Annotated in this window: 17 protein-coding genes and 1 pseudogene; 6 read left to right on the forward strand and 12 right to left on the reverse strand. The window is 62.3% G+C overall.

Features of this window, described 5'->3' with window-relative positions:
* Positions 1-235 precede the first annotated feature (235 nt).
* Positions 236-943 (forward strand): MgtC/SapB family protein, encoded by a 708-nt coding sequence (locus K3F44_RS06770; RefSeq protein WP_101319459.1) that lies wholly within the window; start codon positions 236-238, stop codon positions 941-943.
* Positions 944-950: 7 nt separating this feature from the next.
* Here K3F44_RS06770 and K3F44_RS06775 read toward each other — a convergent pair whose 3' ends face one another.
* Genes K3F44_RS06775 through K3F44_RS06785 form a run of 3 tightly spaced genes read right to left on the reverse strand, consistent with a single transcriptional unit; the run spans position 951 to position 3,575 of the window.
* Positions 951-2,504: a sensor domain-containing diguanylate cyclase gene (locus K3F44_RS06775; RefSeq protein WP_220633616.1), complete on the reverse strand. Its 1,554-nt coding sequence runs from the start codon at positions 2,502-2,504 to the stop codon at positions 951-953.
* Positions 2,505-2,541: 37 nt separating this feature from the next.
* Complete coding sequence (xth, locus tag K3F44_RS06780; RefSeq protein WP_150571643.1) at positions 2,542-3,336, reverse strand: exodeoxyribonuclease III; 795 nt, start codon at positions 3,334-3,336, stop codon at positions 2,542-2,544.
* Positions 3,333-3,575: a hypothetical protein gene (locus K3F44_RS06785; protein ID WP_101319466.1), complete on the reverse strand. Its 243-nt coding sequence runs from the start codon at positions 3,573-3,575 to the stop codon at positions 3,333-3,335. Before K3F44_RS06785 ends, xth begins: the two co-directional genes overlap by 4 nt.
* A gap of 166 nt (positions 3,576-3,741) precedes the next feature.
* Here K3F44_RS06785 and K3F44_RS06790 point away from each other — a divergent pair, with 166 nt between their 5' ends.
* Positions 3,742-4,242: a DUF4142 domain-containing protein gene (locus K3F44_RS06790; protein ID WP_101319468.1), complete on the forward strand. Its 501-nt coding sequence runs from the start codon at positions 3,742-3,744 to the stop codon at positions 4,240-4,242.
* Between the two features lie 25 nt (positions 4,243-4,267).
* Positions 4,268-4,519, forward strand: coding sequence for a hypothetical protein (locus tag K3F44_RS06795; protein ID WP_101319470.1), 252 nt, complete (start codon positions 4,268-4,270; stop codon positions 4,517-4,519).
* Positions 4,520-4,598: 79 nt separating this feature from the next.
* Here K3F44_RS06795 and K3F44_RS06800 read toward each other — a convergent pair whose 3' ends face one another.
* Both K3F44_RS06800 and K3F44_RS06805 read right to left on the reverse strand, forming a co-directional pair.
* Positions 4,599-4,775: a DUF6021 family protein gene (locus K3F44_RS06800; RefSeq protein WP_178080766.1), complete on the reverse strand. Its 177-nt coding sequence runs from the start codon at positions 4,773-4,775 to the stop codon at positions 4,599-4,601.
* Positions 4,776-4,839: 64 nt separating this feature from the next.
* Entirely contained in the window at positions 4,840-5,826 is a 987-nt protein-coding gene (locus tag K3F44_RS06805; RefSeq protein WP_220633617.1) for a DNA-binding protein, read from the reverse strand.
* A 293-nt stretch (positions 5,827-6,119) separates the two neighbouring features.
* On the opposite strand from K3F44_RS06805, the gene K3F44_RS06810 reads away from it, so the two are divergent.
* On the forward strand, positions 6,120-8,444 hold the full coding sequence (locus tag K3F44_RS06810) for a bifunctional diguanylate cyclase/phosphodiesterase (protein ID WP_220633618.1): 2,325 nt from the start codon (positions 6,120-6,122) through the stop codon (positions 8,442-8,444).
* A gap of 91 nt (positions 8,445-8,535) precedes the next feature.
* On the forward strand, positions 8,536-9,486 hold the full coding sequence (locus K3F44_RS06815) for a site-specific integrase (protein WP_157831744.1): 951 nt from the start codon (positions 8,536-8,538) through the stop codon (positions 9,484-9,486).
* On the opposite strand, the gene K3F44_RS24775 is transcribed toward K3F44_RS06815, so the two are convergent.
* Positions 9,476-10,528 carry an SMP-30/gluconolactonase/LRE family protein gene (locus K3F44_RS24775; RefSeq protein ID WP_256585772.1) on the reverse strand — a complete coding sequence of 351 codons (1,053 nt, stop codon included), beginning with the start codon at positions 10,526-10,528 and terminating at the stop codon, positions 9,476-9,478. The genes K3F44_RS06815 and K3F44_RS24775 overlap by 11 nt on opposite strands.
* Before the next feature lie 57 nt (positions 10,529-10,585).
* A pseudogene (locus tag K3F44_RS24780) lies at positions 10,586-11,188 on the reverse strand (SDR family NAD(P)-dependent oxidoreductase); the annotation flags it as partial.
* Positions 11,189-11,455: 267 nt separating this feature from the next.
* Here K3F44_RS24780 and K3F44_RS06825 point away from each other — a divergent pair.
* Positions 11,456-12,427, forward strand: a complete 972-nt coding sequence (locus K3F44_RS06825) for a LysR substrate-binding domain-containing protein (protein WP_101319480.1) — start codon at positions 11,456-11,458, stop codon at positions 12,425-12,427.
* Here K3F44_RS06825 and asnB read toward each other — a convergent pair.
* The 5 genes from asnB to K3F44_RS06850 are packed head-to-tail and all read right to left on the reverse strand — an operon-like array spanning position 12,416 to position 17,313.
* Entirely contained in the window at positions 12,416-14,251 is a 1,836-nt protein-coding gene (asnB, locus tag K3F44_RS06830) for an asparagine synthase (glutamine-hydrolyzing) (RefSeq protein WP_220633619.1), read from the reverse strand. The two genes, K3F44_RS06825 and asnB, sit on opposite strands and share 12 nt — an antisense overlap.
* A 12-nt stretch (positions 14,252-14,263) precedes the next feature.
* Positions 14,264-15,646, reverse strand: a complete 1,383-nt coding sequence (locus K3F44_RS06835) for an amidase (protein ID WP_220633620.1) — start codon at positions 15,644-15,646, stop codon at positions 14,264-14,266.
* Positions 15,633-16,628: an AMP-binding protein gene (locus tag K3F44_RS06840; RefSeq protein ID WP_220633621.1), complete on the reverse strand. Its 996-nt coding sequence runs from the start codon at positions 16,626-16,628 to the stop codon at positions 15,633-15,635. Before K3F44_RS06840 ends, K3F44_RS06835 begins: the two co-directional genes overlap by 14 nt.
* The gene (locus tag K3F44_RS06845) at positions 16,625-16,909 is read right to left on the reverse strand and encodes an acyl carrier protein (RefSeq protein WP_220633622.1); all 285 of its coding nucleotides are present in this window, start codon (positions 16,907-16,909) and stop codon (positions 16,625-16,627) included. Before K3F44_RS06845 ends, K3F44_RS06840 begins: the two co-directional genes overlap by 4 nt.
* Positions 16,906-17,313 (reverse strand): hypothetical protein, encoded by a 408-nt coding sequence (locus tag K3F44_RS06850; protein WP_220633623.1) that lies wholly within the window; start codon positions 17,311-17,313, stop codon positions 16,906-16,908. Before K3F44_RS06850 ends, K3F44_RS06845 begins: the two co-directional genes overlap by 4 nt.
* Between the last annotated feature and the right edge of the window lie 2 nt (positions 17,314-17,315).

Consider the following 17,315-nt stretch of genomic DNA (forward strand, 5'->3'; position numbering starts at 1 on the left):
CCAGTCGATTGCGACAGGTCCACACGGCGAGCTAGTCCGGCAGTGCTTTTGCCACTGTCTCGCCGTTAACGCCAGACGGTGGTTCATCGGTCCCGCTCGGGACGATGTTCTCCCTTTTGCTTTTTCCGCCCTCGCCCACGGCGAAGGTCCGGTGGCCCTGCGCATTCTGTTTTTCGTTCGCGTCGTCAAGGTACGACGCTGATACGGGCATGCTGCCCGTAGAAAGAGGTTTGCTATGGATTGGAAAATATTCTTGCTGCGCGTCAGCGTGGCACTGGTACTCGGTGCACTGATCGGTGCAGAACGCCAACTGCGCCAACGTCTAACCGGCCTGCGCACCAACGCGCTGGTCAGTACTGGCGCCTGTCTGTTTGTCCTTATGACCCAGGCAGTACCCGGTATGGCCGCCACCGATGCCTCGCGGATTGCGGCCTATGTGGTGTCCGGGATCGGCTTTCTCGGCGGCGGTGTGATCATGCGCGACGGCTTCAACGTGCGCGGGCTCAATACCGCAGCAACGCTATGGTGCACGGCAGCAATCGGCGTGCTGTGCAGCGTTGGTCTGTTGCTCGAGGCGACGCTGGGCAGCCTGGTGGTGCTGTGCGCCAACATCCTTCTGCGCGATATCGCCCAGCGCCTGGACCATCAGGAAGTACTGCCGGCCAGTGAGGTAGAGCAACGCTTCGAGGTGCGCATCGTCTGCCGCGGAGAAGATGAGATACAGGTGCGCAGCCTGATGCTGCACAGCCTGAGCGACCCAGGGCTGCGCCTGCAGTCGCTGCACAGTGAAGACCTGCCCGACTCGGTACGCCTGGAAGTACGCGCGCAGTTACTGGGCAACGCTCAGGCCGCTGCCCAGCTGGAGCGTCTGGTCAGCCGGGTGAGTCTGGAAAAAGGCGTGAGCGCGGTGCGCTGGCAAGTTCGCGAGTCGGCAGCTGACTGAACGCTGATCAGCCCTGCGCCTGGGCCATGCAATAGCGGTCCCGGCCCTGGCGCTTGGCTTCGTAAAGCGCGGCATCGGCTTCAGCTACAAGCGCTTGTGAACTGATCGATTGCTGCGCCGGATGAGCCACCGCGATACCGGCGCTGGCCGACACTACGCCAAACGGGCTGCCGGCGTGCTCGATAGCCAACCGGCGCAACTGCTGCAATGTCTCCTGTACGATCAGGCCGGCCCCGTGGCCATCGGTGTCAGGCAGCAGCAGGGTGAACTCTTCACCGCCATAACGCACAGCGAGATCAGCCGGACGCTTCAGCGCCTGCCCCAGTACTTCCGCGACCCGCCGCAAACATTGGTCACCTGCCGGGTGGCCATATCGGTCGTTATAAGCCTTGAAGAAGTCCAGATCCATCATCACCAGCGCCACCGGATAGCCTTGCCGCCGCGCCCTGGCGATCTCGACATCCAATACGGCATCGAGCCGGCGCCGGTTGCCCAGCCCGGTCAGACTGTCGGTCAGCGCCAGATCCTTGAGCGTCTGGTGCGCCTGGTGCAAGGCGCGCTCGATGACAATACGCTCACGTAGCTGACGCAGCACCACCCAACCGAACAGCGAAAGCCCGAGCAGCAACACCAACAAGACGCCGATCGACTTGATCACATCCTGGCGCCATGCCGCCAGGATCGCATCGCGCGACAGGCCGGCCTGCACCACCAACGGGTAACTGGTCAGCGCACGGTAGGCATACAGCCTGGGTGTGCCGTCAACCACCGCTACAGTCTCGACCACGCCCTCGTTGGCATACGGCAGGTAGTCCCGAAACACTTCGCTGTCCGCCAGGCTGCTGCCCAGCACCTGCTCGACAAACGGCCTGCGCACGAGGATCGTACCGTCGCGCTTGGCCAGCACCAGCGCGCCGCTCTGGTCGATTTGGAAGTCGCCGTAGTAACGTACGAACCAGTCGACCTTGATCGTGCCCAACAGCACGCCGGCAAAGCTGCCATCGGGAAAATTCAGTCGGCGCGAAATGGGGATGATCAACTCTTCGGTAGAGCGGCTCTTGACCACCGAGCCGATCCTGATCTGCCGGCCCGTATGCTCACGGTGATAGATGAAGTAGTCGCGGTCGGCATTGTTGGCCTTCGGCGCTGTGACGGTGTGATCGGTTGCCAGCCAGGTGCCATCCGCGCCGTACACGAACAGGCCATGCAACTGCGGCATTATCTGTACTTGTTGGCGCAAGAGCGCGTGCAGCCGCGGCCGATCGAGGTTGGCGAAGCCATCGCCCTCGAGGCGTTCAGCCAATGCCGCGGTAATCGCATCGACCTGCCGGATCGAGTCCTCGGCGTGCTGGCCACTGGCTCTGGCGAGGTTGACCACCGAGTTTTCAGCAACGGTGAAGGCTGCGCGATAGTCACGCCAGAACCGCCAGGCCTCGGTCGCGACGAATACCAGCATGACCACGGCCATGAACGCCAGCACCAGGCGAAACATCGCCGCGGCGCGGCCTTCACCGTTGGCCGCGAAAAGGCCGTGCTCATCAGGCTTATGGGTAAAAGGCATGCAAATCCCTTTCGCTCGCTTGGCCTTTGACTATAGATCAGCGATGTTTGCGCGTACTCAGTTCGATCCAGGTCGGCGCATGGTCACTGGCCTTGGGCTCATTACGGACCCAGGCATCGACGCCCGCGTTTTTCAGGTACGGCGCCAGCTCGGCATTGAGCAACAGGTGGTCGATGCGCAGCCCGGCATTGCGTTCCCAATGCTTGCGAAAGTAATCCCAGAAGGTAAACACCTGCTCATCGGGGTATAGATGCCGCAGCGCATCTGTCCAGCCTTGGTTCAGCAGGCGTTGGTAGCAGGCCCGCGATTCGGGCTGGAGCAAGGCATCCTTGCGCCATGAGCGCGGGTCGTAAATGTCCTGGTCGGTGGGCACCACGTTGAAGTCGCCGGCGAGCACAGTCGGGTGGCCGCTGTCGAACAGTCCCTGAGCATGTTCGATCAGACGCTCGAACCACTCCAGTTTGTAATCGAACTTCGGCCCCGGCTGCGGATTGCCATTGGGCAGATACAGGCACGCCACCAGCACGCCGTGAACAGCGGCCTCGAGGTATCGGCTCTGCGGATCATGCTCCATGCCTGGCAAGCCGCGGCGCACCTCCAGCGGCTCGGCGCCGCGGGCCAGAATCGCCACGCCGTTCCACGACGGCTGGCCCTGAAACAGGCAGCTGTAACCTGCAGCTTCAATGGCCTGCAACGGAAACGTCTGATCTGGCGCCTTCAGCTCTTGCAAGCAGGCAATGTCCGGCTGCTCCCGCTCAAGCCAGGCGAGCAATGCCGGCAAACGGCTGCGGATGCCGTTGATATTGAAGGTGGCGATCTTCAGCGCTTTCATGTGTCAGGGTCGTTGACGTGGGCCTGCACAGCTTCCTGCAGGGCGTTGACATGGGCTTCGTCGGCCAGTTGTTTCAGCGCCAACCAGTCGTCCCAGTCCAGCCCGCCGTCATCGCGCAAGGCTTCAGCCGTGCGGATCAACTCGTGGTGATAGGCGTCGGGCGACTCGCGCCGGTAGCTGACGTCATCATATTGCGCGTACCAGGCCGCCAGTTCGGGAATGCTGCGTTCAATGCTCATGCGTTTACTCCTGCCTGAACCTTTGAATGTCTGAACCCTGCTCGCCGCGCATCGTTCCCATTAGTGCGCCAGCGGCACAACGACAACAAAAAAATTAAACCTTTGCTGCATGCCAATGCTCAACCTTAGGCGACATTGACGTCGCGCCAACGCAAAGGTGTGAGAAATGAACAATCTGTTCCTGAAACGAATCGGACTGTCCGTCGCCCTGGGCATGGCCTCTTTGCATGCAATGGCGGCAAGCTCCGACGACTTCGTTGACGCAGCTGCCGAGTCTGGCATCGCTGAAGTCGTGACCAGCAATCTGGCCTTGGAAAAAACCCAGAGCGCCGACATCAAGACCTTTGCCCAGCAGATGGTCGCAGACCATACCAAGGCTAATCAGAAGCTCGGCGACATCGCCAAAAAGCATGACATCAGCGTGCCTGACGAGGCCGCGATGACCGACAAGGTCAAGAAAGTCATCCTTGAATGGCGTGACGAGTCGTTCGACAAGTCGTATGTGAACAACCAGGTCGCTGCGCACGAAAAAGCCGTCGAGCTGTTCAAGAAAGAGGCTGCTTCAGGGGACAAGCCAGACCTGAAAGCCTTCGCTGGCGAGACCCTGCCGGCACTGGAGAAGCACCTGGAGCATGCCAAGCAGCTGCAGGCTAAATACGACAAGTAACCCGAATTGGCGAGGCTAAGTATTTATGAGTAACGACCCACTTCGTGACGAAGTTCTGACCCGTCTTTTGCACGCGCACCCGCAAGGCCTGGGCAAGGAAGTGCTGGATAACTATCGCGGCGAAAAAGTCGTGGCCGGCATGCTCAAGACGCTGCAGGACGACGGCTTGATCCATGATGGTAGCGTTGAGGTTGATGCCGAGCATCAGATCAGCGTGCAGTATCCGATCAAACTGTCCAGCGCCGGCGTCGAAGCCGCCAAACGGGTCGAAGCCTAATCGACTCGTCTGCTCCTGCACTTGGTGCAGGAGCAGCTCGCGCCGCCAAGGCGCGAGCTTCCCTTCTCGAATTCCTGCCTTAGTGCTTCTTCTCGATATCGCGCGGCGGAACTGCTGGGCCCTGTGGGTCTACCTGCGGATCGTCCAGGTCCGGCGAGTCCGGATCAAAACCCAGGTCGTTATTTTCAGTGGCCTCATCTGAAGAGTGCGGGCCCTTATTCGGTTGCTCGTGCTCGTGGCTTTTCTCGTTGGACATGCGCAGATCTCCCATGAATGTCTATGGAAGAACCCTGCACAGCGGTAAAGTTTGATTTATTACTTTAATCCGCGCCCACATCACCGCGCTGCAAACTGGCCAGAGCATCGCTGCGGCTGACCAGCTCTGCCTTTAGGAAATCGAGCTGGCGGGCCTGCTCGGCGCAAAGTTCGCGCTTCTGCTCCAGTTGCTGCGTCTGCCCTTCCAGCTGGCGACGCACTTCGTCACTGGCCCCCTGCGCCTGTGCCAGAATCGTGCGCAAACCCTGCACCTGGGCGTCGCGCTGCTCCAACTGATCATTGATGACCTTGAGTTCAGCGGCGGCCTGGCGAGCCTCGGCCTGCAGCCGCTCGTTGTCGCGATGCAGGCGAGTGGCCTCTTCCTGCCTGACGATCAAGCTCTGCTGCAACTGGCGCAGCTCTACCTGCAACTGCTGTACCTGCCCCTCGTGCCGGCGCTGCTCCTGCTCACGCTGCTCGCGGCTGGCGGTGCGGTAGTGCTCAAGTGCGTCGCGGGCGTGACGATGCTTGTCCTCGAGCGAAGTGATCTGTTCATCCTTGTCGGCCAGGCGTAACTGCTGCTCGCCGAGCGCCTGATTGAGGCTGGCGCTGCGCAACTGTTCGGTTTGCAACGTGCTCTGGGTGGACGCGAGCTTTTCCGACTCGGCCTGCAGGGCATTGGCCTGAATCTGGATTTGCTGCTGCGCCGCAGCGAGTGCCTGCTGGGCGATGCTCAGCTGAGCCTGGAACTGATCACGCTGCTCGGTGAACTCGCTTTCAGCTGCTTCGATGCGCGCATCGCCCTCCTCTCGCAACTGATCCGCCAGTTGTTCGACCAGCCGCGCCAAAGGCTCACTTAGGTTACCGGCCGCCAATTGGGTGGCCGCAGGATGCTGGCTCTCAAGTTCCTTCAAATAACGGTGAATGGTGGTCTTGGAGCCGGTATTACCCATTTCGATACGTACCGCATCAATGCTCGGGCGCTCGCCTCGGGCAATCAAGGCCTGCCGCGCCTGCTGTACTACCGCCTTGTTTATTCCGCCCCGGGCCATGTCTGCTCCTACGATTTCGTAATGTGGTACGTACCATGTAATTACGTACCGATTATCTGCCTAGCGACGGGCTTTAACAAGCCGTTGCTAACATTCAATAATCACGGCTTATCGCATGTGAGGACCTTTAACCTGCGCTGGTCAGTGAGTGGACGCAGCCGAGCTGTACAAACAGTCGAAATCGCAGTTTTGCAGCGCGTATAGCCGTGAGTAGCAAAACGCCACCAGTCATAAGGCTGTCATTCAACTGTCGTATTTTCAGGGGACTACTCAAGGCCGGGAAACGAACAGCAGTGATCCGCCTAACCCCCTCCTCCGCAAAGCTCCTGCCGCTGCTTCTACTGATGCTGTGCGCAGTCACTCTCGCCTTTCTCTGGGGGCTGCATGCAACCCAGAAGAATGCTGCGCGCCAACAGGCGCTTGCGGCCAAGGCCGCCGAACATCTGAACCTGGCCAGCGTCGTCGCACAGAGCCTGCGCCAGGTGGTTGATCGTGCTCAGGCTGTGGGTCGCAGCACGCTGCAAGACGTGACGAAGCCGGCTCAGGATCGCCTCAGCCTGGTGAAGATCCTGGCCTCAGACCCGCTGCTCAAACGCATGAGCCTTTACGACAGCAACGGCGCACGGGTCTTTGCCAGTGATGCTGACGAACCGCAACGCCTGCCCAGTGAGTGGCTGGACCAACTGAAAACCCATGTCGCGCGCTACGGCTTCAAACCCTTTCTGGCGCATGCGCTGCCCAATGCCAGCGACACGTCGGAGCGACGCGTGCCGTTTCTAGTGCCCCTGTCCAACCTGCCTGGCCGCCAGATCGACAGCGTACTGTTGGTGCAACTGGACATCGGCTACCTCGCCCTGCTGTTCCAGCACATCGATCTTGGCGCCAGTGGCTTCATGCGCTTGCTTCAGGATGACGGCCAAGAGCGCCTGCGTATCGACGGCAGCGGCGTGGTGGTGACCGGTGAGGCGCTGCTACCGGTGCCGCCAGCCAGTGGCGCAGACGCCGGCAGCCTCACTCAATTCGCCGCGGATGGCACCTATCAGAGCTTGTATCGGCGAGCCGCAGATCGTGGTTTCAGCGTTGTCGTCAGTCAACGCCACGAAGAAATCCTCAAACCGAGCACAGCCAACTTCGCCCGCCAGTTCTGGCTGAACCTGTGCATGACCATCATGATCGTCGCCAGCCTGGCCTGGAGCCTGCGTTTACTGAGCAAGCGCCAGGAGGCGTTCAGCGCCCTGGAGCAGGCGCAGCAGGTCAACCAGGAACTGATCGAGCGCCTCGAAGAGGCCCATCGGCGCAGCAGCCACGCAGCAGCAACCGATCACCTCAGCGGCCTGCATAACCGTCGCCAGTTCGTCGAAGTCGCCAGCAAGACGCTGACCCGCCAGCGCGGCAAGCGCCGCTTGATGGCGATCCTGTTCATTGACATGGACCGCTTCAAGTCGATCAACGACTCGCTCGGCCACCGCATCGGCGACCTGCTGTTGCAGGCCGTCGCCGGGCGCATTCACCGCATGCTGGAAGACGGTGATGAGGCTTCGCGCTTCGGCGGTGACGAGTTCGTCGTGCTGCTCGCTGGCGAGCGCAGTGAAGACCAGCTCGACAACTGGGTGCGTGCTCTGGTCGAAAAGCTCTCGGCCACCTACGCGCTGGATGGCCAGGAGGTCAACACCAGCCCCAGCGTCGGCGTCAGCATCTGCCCGCGCGACGGCCAGGACATCGACGCGCTGATCCGCAACGCCGACGCCGCCATGTACTCGGCCAAGCAGGCCGGGCGCGCGCAATATCGCTTTTTCGACCCGTCGCTGAATGTCAGCGACCTTCATGCGTTCAACCTTGAGCAGGCGTTTGGCAGTGCCCTGGCCGAGCGTCAGTTCGTTTTGCATTTCCAGCCGCAGATCCGGCTCGACAACCTGCAGGTGGTGGGTTACGAGGCCCTGGTGCGCTGGGATCACCCAGAATTCGGCCTGCTCTACCCTGACCGCTTCATTGGCCTCGCCGAGCGCAGCGGCTTCATCGTCGCGCTGGGTTGGGAGGTGCTGCGCATGGCCTGTGAGGAACTGGCCAGCTGGACCGCACGCGATCCGCACACACGGATCGCCGTCAACGTCTCGGCGCTGCAGCTGCGCCAGGCCGATTTCAGCGAGCGATTGTTGAATGAGCTGGACCAGCTCGGCGTCGCCGCGCAGCGCCTGGAACTGGAGATTACCGAGACCACCGTGCTCGATCCGGAAGGCACTGCGGTCGATCACTTGCAGCGCCTGCGCGCTGCGGGTATCGGCATCAGCCTGGACGACTTTGGCAGTGGTTACGCCGGCTTCGCCCATCTGCACGCGCTGCCCCTGAGCAAGTTGAAGATTGACCGGGCACTGATCGCGCCGCTGTGCAACAGCTACGATGACAGTCCGATCGTATCCTCGACCATCATCCTGGCCAAACGCCTGGGCCTGGAGGTGGTTGCCGAGGGTGTCGAAACCCGCGAACAGGTGGTCTGCCTGAAGCTCGCCGGCTGCGACATCGCCCAGGGCTACCACTTCAGTCGGCCGTTATCGCCTACGCAACTTCACGAGTATGCGCCCTTCAAGGCCATCGAAGAGCAGCTCTGCCTGGAGCACTGAGGCTGTACTGCCGCTTGACCAGCCCACACGTTGGTCAGCAGCCTGCGGCTGGTTTATTGTGTGGGCTTCAGTTCACCACAATCCTGCCCCCATGACCGACATCGAGCGCTACGTCCGCGCCGCCACGCGTGACAATACCCGGCGCAGTTACCAGGCCGCCGTCGAGCATTTCGAGGTGCGCTGGGGCGGTTTTCTGCCGGCCACCGCCGACAGTATCGCCCGCTACCTGGTCGAGCACGCTGAACAGCACGCGGTCAGTACGCTGCGCCAACGCCTGGCGGCCCTGAGCCAATGGCATATCAGCCAGGGCTTTCCCGATCCGACCAAGGCACCCTTGGTGCGGCAGGTCCTGCGCGGCATACGCACCTTGCACCCGGCGCCGGCCAAACAGGCCGCGCCGCTGTTGCTGCAACATCTGCAGACCGCCGTCGCACGCTTTGAACAAGAAGCGCAGCTGGCGCGTGAACGAAATGACATGCCCGGCTTGTTACGTGCGCGCCGGGATGCGGCCTTGCTACTGCTCGGTTTTTGGCGTGGCTTGCGCGGCGATGAGCTGGCACGCCTGCGCGTCGAGCATATTCAGGCCCAGGCCGGTGTCGGCCTTACCCTGTACCTGCCGCGCAGCAAAGGCGACCGCGAGGCACTTGGCGTACAGCACCGCACCCCGGCGCTGAAAGCGTTGTGCCCGGTGACGGCTTACCTGCAATGGCTGGAAGTGGCGGGCATTGCCCATGGCCCGGTGTTTCGCAAGCTCGATCGCTGGGGCAACCTGGGCCAGGCGCCACTCAACAGCAACAGCCTGATTGCCGTGCTGCGTGGCATGCTCGAACGCGCCGGGGTGCCCGCCTCACTGTATAGCGGCCACTCACTGCGACGCGGTTTCGCCACCTGGGCCACAGCCAATGGCTGGGAGTTGAAGTCGTTGATGAGCTATATCGGCTGGAAGGACGCCAAATCCGCGCTGCGCTACATCGATGCAGCGCAGCGCTTTGGCGATCTGGCGGTGTTGCCCGCGGCGCAGGAGCGCTTGCTCATTCCTTGAACGGGTGGCGGGCAATCCCCGCCACTTCCGGGCGGATCATGTACAGGTCACCTGCATCCGGATAGTCGAGCAGCTGCGCCGGGGTCATGCCAAAGCGGGCGGTGGTGATGTACAGCGTGTCCAGCTCCGGGCCGCCAAAGCAGCAGCTGGTCGGCCGCGGCACCGGCATTACCACCTGGTCGCTGAGGTGACCGTGGCGGTCGTAGCGCAGCAGGCAACTGCCGTTGAACTGGCACACCCAGATGCCGCCTTCCTTATCTAGCGCAATGCCATCCGGGCGACCCAGCTCGGCCGGGGTTTCGGCAAACAGGCTGATCTCGCCCAGCACGCCACCGGCGAGATAATCAGCACGGTAGATCGAGCGCGCCACCGAATCGACGAAGAATAGCGTCTGGCCGTCTTGCGACCACGCCAAACCGTTGGGCAAGGACATCTCGCGATGGATCACTTCGGCATGCATTTCGTGATCGAAGCGGTACAGTGCGCCGGTCTTGCCGCTGGGGCCTTCATCCATCAGGCCGGTGACAAAGTGGCCCTGCGGATCACAGGCGCCGTCGTTGAAGCGGTAACTGGAGCGGTGATGCACGGGCGCCGAATACTGACGCACCTTGCCTTCGCCAAGGTCCAGCAGCGCAGCACTGGCATCCTCGGTGAAGATCAGATTGCCTTGGTCGGTCAGGGCCAGAGCGCCAATTTTCGCAGCGGATTCGTAAACCCGTTCGACATCGCCCTGCGGCGTCAGGCGGTTGATGCGTCCGCCGGAAATATCGACGAAATAGAGGACGCCGCTGTGCGCATCCCAGACCGGGCTTTCACCAAGATCGGCACGGGTACGGGCGACTTTGACTGGCGCGTAATGGCATTCCTTGATGCTACTCCAGCGCTCGGCGACTTCGCTGAGGCTGGCGGCTTCTACCCGGGCCAGATCGCGAGGATAGCTGACGCCGCTGTTCTCGCAGAAGCGTGTAGCGGTGAACTGGCCGTTGCTGGCGCGCAGGATGTAGCCGGTGTCACGGCACAGTTCACTGGCCAGGTAGAGCAGGCCTGGGGTCACCCATTCAGGCTTGAGGTCCTCACTGGGCTGGCTCACCCCCCACATGCGGGTCTTGGCCACAGGCGAAATCGCATTGACCAGGATGCCGTGGGCCAGGCCTTCCATGCTCAGCGCATTCATGATCCCGACCTGGGCCATCTTGCCTGCGGCATAAGCTACCAGCCCTGGCTGGGCATAGCGCTGGTACATGGCGCGGTCAGAGGTGGTCAGTACGACTCGCGGCGCCGCCGAGCGCTTGAGGTGCTTCCAGGCATGCTTGGCCAACCACACCGGCGCATGCACGCTGATGCCCAGAGCGCGTTCGAGAAATGCCTCCTGCTGGTCTTCGATGTCCTGATAGCCGACCCAGCCGGCATTGTGAATGAGGATGTCGAGCTGGCCGAACTGCTCGATGGCAAGCTCGATCAATTGCTGGCAACCCGCCTCGTCGTCCAGCCGACCAATGTGGGCAACCACCTCGCCACCCTGGGCCTTGAGAGCCTGCAACGCTTCAGTTACCAGTGCCTGATCTTCGCCTTCGCCAGCGCGATCGGTGCCCAGGTCACTGATCACTACCCGTGCGCCCTGCGCCAGCAGTGCCTTGGCATAATCCAGGCCAAGCCCCTGGCCTGCACCGGTAATAATCGCGACTTTATTTGTGAATGGCATCGACGAATCCCCCCGATTCTCATTCACAGACAATAACAATAAAAAAATCAATGACTTAATACTAAAAGCATGCAAACTTGATATCTAATAGATATCACCGAAACCCCGCAAGCGGATGACCGAGCCCCACCGGGTTACTCATACAGATAGCAACAGCCCGGGCGAGCAGGCTTCTGCGCCGCCCAAGCACACATTATGATGGCGCGCCTGCAGAAGTCCTGTGAGCACACGCCCCTGCACCAGTTCGCCTCGATGAAGGAAAGTAGAATGATCGAGACCCGTTTGCTCAGGCAGTTCATCGCCGTGGCCGAGGAGTTGCACTTTCACAAGGCAGCTATTCGTCTGCACATGGCGCAGCCGCCTTTGAGCCAAGCGATCAACCGCCTCGAGGACAAACTCGGCTTCAGCCTGTTTCTGCGCAACAAGCGCGGGGTCAAGCTGACCGCCGCTGGCATGGCATTTCTGGAAACCGCTTATCGCACCCTCAAGGAACTCGAGCAAGGCATCGAGTACGCCCGCAATGTCTCCGAGGGCGTGTGCGGCAAGCTGACCATCACGGCCATTTCGATTGCCTACTACGAGTCGCTGCTGAACTCGCTGCGGCGCTTTCGCGAAAGCTACCCGAACGTACGCCTGACCATCCGTGAAATGCCGTCGGCGGCCCAGGCCGCCGCCTTGTTGGCCGGCGAAGCCGACATCGCCTTCATGCGCAAGCTGCCACTGCCGCCGGATATCATCGAATCACGCCTGATTCTCAATGAACAGATCGTGATGGCCTTGCCGGCCCATCACGAAAAGGCCCGCCACGCCAACGTCGACCTGCGCGAATTCGCCGAAGAGGACTTCGTATTTACCCCGCAGGCACTGGGTAATGGCTACTACAGCCAGCTGATGGCGCTGTGCGAGTCGGCAGGCTTCTATCCCAAGGTGGTGCAGGAAGCGTCGCAGATTCACACCTTGATCGGTTTGGTCGCCTGTGGCTTCGGTGTAGCCCTGGTGCCGGAATCGATCGCCAACTCGACGCTGCGCGATCGGGTCCTGTTCCGCCCGATCAAGCCCGTTGGTGATCAGCCCAACGCCAGCATGGGCCTGTACATGAACTGGAACAACCAGAACGCTTCGCCGGCGCTGGGCAGTTTCATCTCGATGCTGGACCTTGGCGCACCGAAGTGTTTCAGCGACACCCTCCTCGACCTCGCGGCCCAGGAGAGCATCCTCAAGCGCGATCTACACCGATAGCTGGTTATGGCGCAGCCAGGCATCCAGTGCCAATGCTGTTTCCAGGTTGTTACGGCGCAGCTGCGAGTTGAAATAGCCCTCGGCGTGATCCAGTTGCGTGATTAGCTGAGCTCGATCGATGACCGCGAACGCCGGGCTGTCAGCCGTTGCCAGCAACTGCCGGGTGCGCTCGCGCAGGAAGCGCTCGTAGGCCAGGTTTGCCGAAGTCGGATAAGGGCTTTTCTTGCGCGCCAGCACGGCCGGTGGCAGTAGATCAGCCGTCGCCTGTTTGAGCAGCCACTTTTCCTCGCCTCCTCTACCTTTTATCGACCACGGCACGTTGTGCACGTATTCGACCAGCTCATGATCGGTATACGGCACACGCACCTCGAGGCTGGCGGCCATGCTCAGGCGGTCCTTGCGGTCGAGCAGGATCGGCAGCCAGTGGTGCAGGTGCAGGTGGCTGATCTCGCGCATGCGCCGCTCGACAGCGTCGTCGCCCGGCAGATGCTGCACTTGATCCAGTGCCTGGTGATAGGCGCTGTCCTGATAGCCGGCAAAATCGCAGTGGCGGTTGAAGTCCGGGTTGATCAGTTCTGCCTGCAGCAGTTGCATCCGTGACAGCCACGGCATCCGCGCCGCAGCGATGGCCTGCGGATCGCGACACCAGGCATAACCGCCAAACACCTCGTCCGCGGCCTCGCCTGAGATCGCCACCGTCGAGTGGCCACGGATGGCTTTGAACAGCAGATACAGAGAGGTATCGACATCGCCAAAGGTCGCCGCTGAATCATTGGCCAGGTACACCGCCTGCCTGGCCTGATCGGCAACCAGCTCGCGGTTATCGATCAGGATGGTCTGGTGCTGGCTGCCGATATGCGCGGCGGCGGCCAGGGCATACGGCTCGTCGCGCTCCGGGCGGAAGGCATCGGCCTGGAACTGCTCGGCCTGGCCGACAAAATCCACCGAGAACGAATTGACCGTACCGCCCTGTTCGGCCTGCAACTTGCGCTGGGCCATCGCTGTGAGAATGGTCGAGTCAAGCCCGCCGGACAGCAACGAGCATACCGGTACGTCGGCATACAGCTGCTCGCCCAGCGCTTTACCCAACAGTTCGCGGGTGCGCTCAATGGTGCTTTGCAGGTCGTCCTGATGCTCACGTCGTTGTAACTGCCAATAGCGCTTGAGCTTGACCTGGCCGTTCGGCCGCCACGATAGCCGATGCCCCGGTGGCAGCTCGCGAATGCCGCGCAGCGCCGTGCGCGAGGTGCCCCGCGACAAGCTCAGGGCATCGACCAGCCCCACCACGTCGAGCTGTTTGCTGAAATCCGGATGGGCCAGAATCGCCTTGATCTCCGAGCCGAACAGCAGGCCCTGGCCATGTTCGGCGTAGTACAGCGGCTTGACCCCGAGGCGATCCCGTACCAGCAGGAAGTGCCCGTCCCGCTCGTCGAACACGGCAAAGGCGAACATTCCCGACAGCTGCTCGCTGCAATGCTCGCCCCACTCCAGGTACGCATGCAGCACCACTTCGGTGTCGCTGCGGGTCTGGAACTGATGCCCGGCCAGACGCAGCCGCTCGCGCAATTCGTTGTGGTTGTAGACCTCGCCGGTATACACCAGCGCCACTTGCTGGCCATTGCCGAAGCGGTAAGTCATCGGTTGTACGCCGCCAGCAAGGTCGATGATTGCCAACCGCCGGTGGCCGAGCAAGGCATGCCGGTGGCGCCAGCTGCCGCTGGCGTCCGGGCCGCGCAGGGCCAGGGTGTCGGTCATTGCCGCCAGCAGCGGCGCGTGTTGCTCCAGGTCGCGACTGAAGTCGACCCAGCCTGTAATTCCACACATGGTTGCCGCTCCTTATTGACCAGCCTCAGCGGCCGGCACCCGCCCGACCAGCGCTTGCAGGCGCTTGGCAATGTCCAGCAACTGCCGCTCGCTGTCGCGTCGGCCCATGATCTGCACCGACAGCGCTGCTTTGCCATCCGGGCTCAGGCAGATCGGCACGGTGATAGCCGGCAGGCCGCTAAAGCTGGCCAGCGGGGTGAAGCTGATCTTCTGTGAGTAGTCGGTGTCAGCAGGCGATGGGATGGTCGAGTCGCCGGGCTGCGGATCACGCCGGTCGAACGGCCGATTGGGGTCCATCGGGAATACCACGAAGTCCACCTGGGCGTTATCGAACCAGCTGTCGATGCCTGCGCGAACGCTGTCCATACGTTGCTGGATGGCGTTGTACTCTTCCTCGCTGACACCGGCACCGACGGCCAGCGCGCTCTGCGTCGACCAGTGCAGCTCGCAGTCGAACACCTGCTGCCACGCCGCAGAGGCCAGCCACGCATCACGGGCACAGAGTTGCCAGGCGTCGCCGCGGCACGCCCACAGTTCAGGCATGTCGACATCACTGTCGGCCATTTCAAGCTGCACCACGGCGCTGCGCGCCTGAGCCAGCATGGCGAGCATCTGCGCGCTGGTCAGGCCCGGCTCATGCACATGGCTGAGGAAACCGACCCGGTACTGCTGCTTGAGCGGCAGTTGCTCGCCGAGCAGACCATCGATGCCAAGCATCGGTAGCAGCAGGTCGAGGTCATCGGCGCTGCGCGCGACCCAGCCAAGGGCGTCCATGCGCGGAGACAGGGGGAATACGCCGGCCAGATTCCCGGCCTTGTGCGTCATGCGCAAGCCGACCATGCCGCAGTGCGACGCAGGCCAGCGGACCGAGCCGAGCACATCGGTGCCCAGCGAGATATCGCACAGCCCCGCCGCCACCGACACCGCGGAACCTGTGCTCGAGCCCGAAGGGTCGATACTCGGGTAAAGCGGGTTGCGGCAACCGCCACCAAAGGCGATGTTCAGCTCGGTGGTGGTCACCTTGCAAGTCAAGACCACCCGCGGGTCCAGCCAGGTCAGTGCTTCGGCGCTGCGCGCTGGATAGTGACGGTAGCTACGCAGGCCCAGCCGGGTCGGCAAACCCGCAACGTCAACGGTGTCCTTGACGCCCAGGCGGAACCACGGCGACTCGGCCGGGCGGGTGCTGACCAGGCAACGGTAGTGGCCGTCGGCATGCACCGCCCATTGCTCATACTGCGCTGCCCAATCGGCGGCCAGTGCTGGATTGGCCTGCAGTTGCGCATAGCGCTCACGCAGGGTCAGGGCCAGGTAATTCGGCACCTGTTGGCCAACTGCTGCGGGACCGCAGTTGGCCAGGTAGGCGTCGATAGCATTGTCGGTTTTAACGTATGACATCGGTGTATTCCTTGACAGTTGATGCCGCCGCCCAGGCTTGTGGCTTGCCTGTGGCAGACAGCGGTAAGTGATCGACGTGATGGATATGCAGCGGCCGCGGCGTGCCGGGCGTGAGCTGAGAAAACGCAGCCAGCACAGCCCCGCTGCTGACTGACGAATCGCCCAGCACTATGGTGTAGGCCTCGCCGCGCAAACCGTCGCGTAGCGGCACACAGGCCAGGCTTGCGCAGCCCAGCAGCGTGCCCAGTTCGGCGCCTAGCCGGGCCAGGTCGAGGCGAACGCCATTGACCTTGATCAGGCTGCTGACCCGGCCCAACCACTGCACCCGGCGCGGGTCGAGGACCTGCACCAGGTCGTCACAACGGTGGCTTGGCGCTGCGCAGGCCTGGCCCTGCTCACGGGCAATGCGTGGGCTGGCGATTTCCAGGGGCGCGGGCTGGCCAGCGGGCGTCAGTAGCTGAACGTCGTCAAGCAAGGTCCACGGCTGCTCCGGCGTGCTACTGGCATCCAGTTCGCGGACGGCAATCGCGCCGGTTTCGGTCGAGCCGAGCACCTCGATGAAACGCACCTGCGCACCGGCAAACTGCTGGGCCACAGCCAGTGCGCCGGGTGGCAACATCGATGCACTGTGCACGATCAACAGCGGGCGCTGGCCAGCCAGGCGCTTGAGCAGCGCTGGCAGCAGTTTCCAGGTACTGGCAATGGCCAGGATCACGCACTGGCCGTGGCCAGCCAGCGTTGGCAGTTGTTGTTGTTCGAACGAGCACAGCTGTAGCGCCGCCCCATGTACGCGCGCACCGGTTTCGCCGAGGATCTGCCCGTAGCTGTGGCTGACCGGCGCAAAGCTGATGATCTCGCTGACCTGCGGCGCCCAGCGCTGATAGATCAGCCGCGCCTCTTGCTCCATTTGCGCGCGGCTGCGCAGCCACTGGCGCGGCGCGCCGCTGGAACCAGAAGTGTGGAACACCTGCTCAGCACTCACTCGGCGGCCTGCAGGGTGAGCTGGTCTTCGACCTTCTGCGCAACGAAGCGCTGCATCTTGTCCAGAGTCTCGAACCAGAAGCGCACATCGTCGCTGAGGTAGTCCACCTCGATGCTGAAGCGGTCCTCGACGGCAGTAATCACCTCAACTGCCATCAGGCTGTCGAAGCGCTCACCGAGAAAGTCGCGAAAGCTGGCCTGGCTGTCGATGCCGAGGACTTCGGGGCCGAGCAGTTGGGCAAGAGTCTGGCGGATCTGTTGTTCGATGGAGGGGGTATTCACGAGCCGGTGCTTCCTTGTTGAGTGCTTGCGTTGATCAATGCCGCGCCCGCGCTGTAGAACACCTGTTCAGGCGCGATCGGGTCGAATTGCAGATAGATGAAAGCTGTGCTGTAGCGGCTGCGCAGCCCCGCGTACAGGCCGTCGGCCAGGGTCTGCTGCGCGAGCATGTCGCGCTCGCTGGAGAGTGTGATGCGCACATGAAACTGCGCAGGCTGGCCGTCACGGTCCTGGCTGGGCAAAGGCATGCCGGCGCTGAACACGCAGTCCAGCGGCAGCGGCGCGAAGAACACCATGCAGTGCGCGGGGTCGGCGCCCAGGCTCTTGAGAGCGCGGGTAAAACCCAGTGCAATGCGCTTGCGCTCGATCAGCGGCAGCGGCGCGCAGGCGACGGTAATGGTCGGCATGC

This window comes from Pseudomonas sp. S07E 245, assembly GCF_019599025.1.
Taxonomy (GTDB): Bacteria; Pseudomonadota; Gammaproteobacteria; order Pseudomonadales; family Pseudomonadaceae; genus Aquipseudomonas; species Aquipseudomonas shirazensis.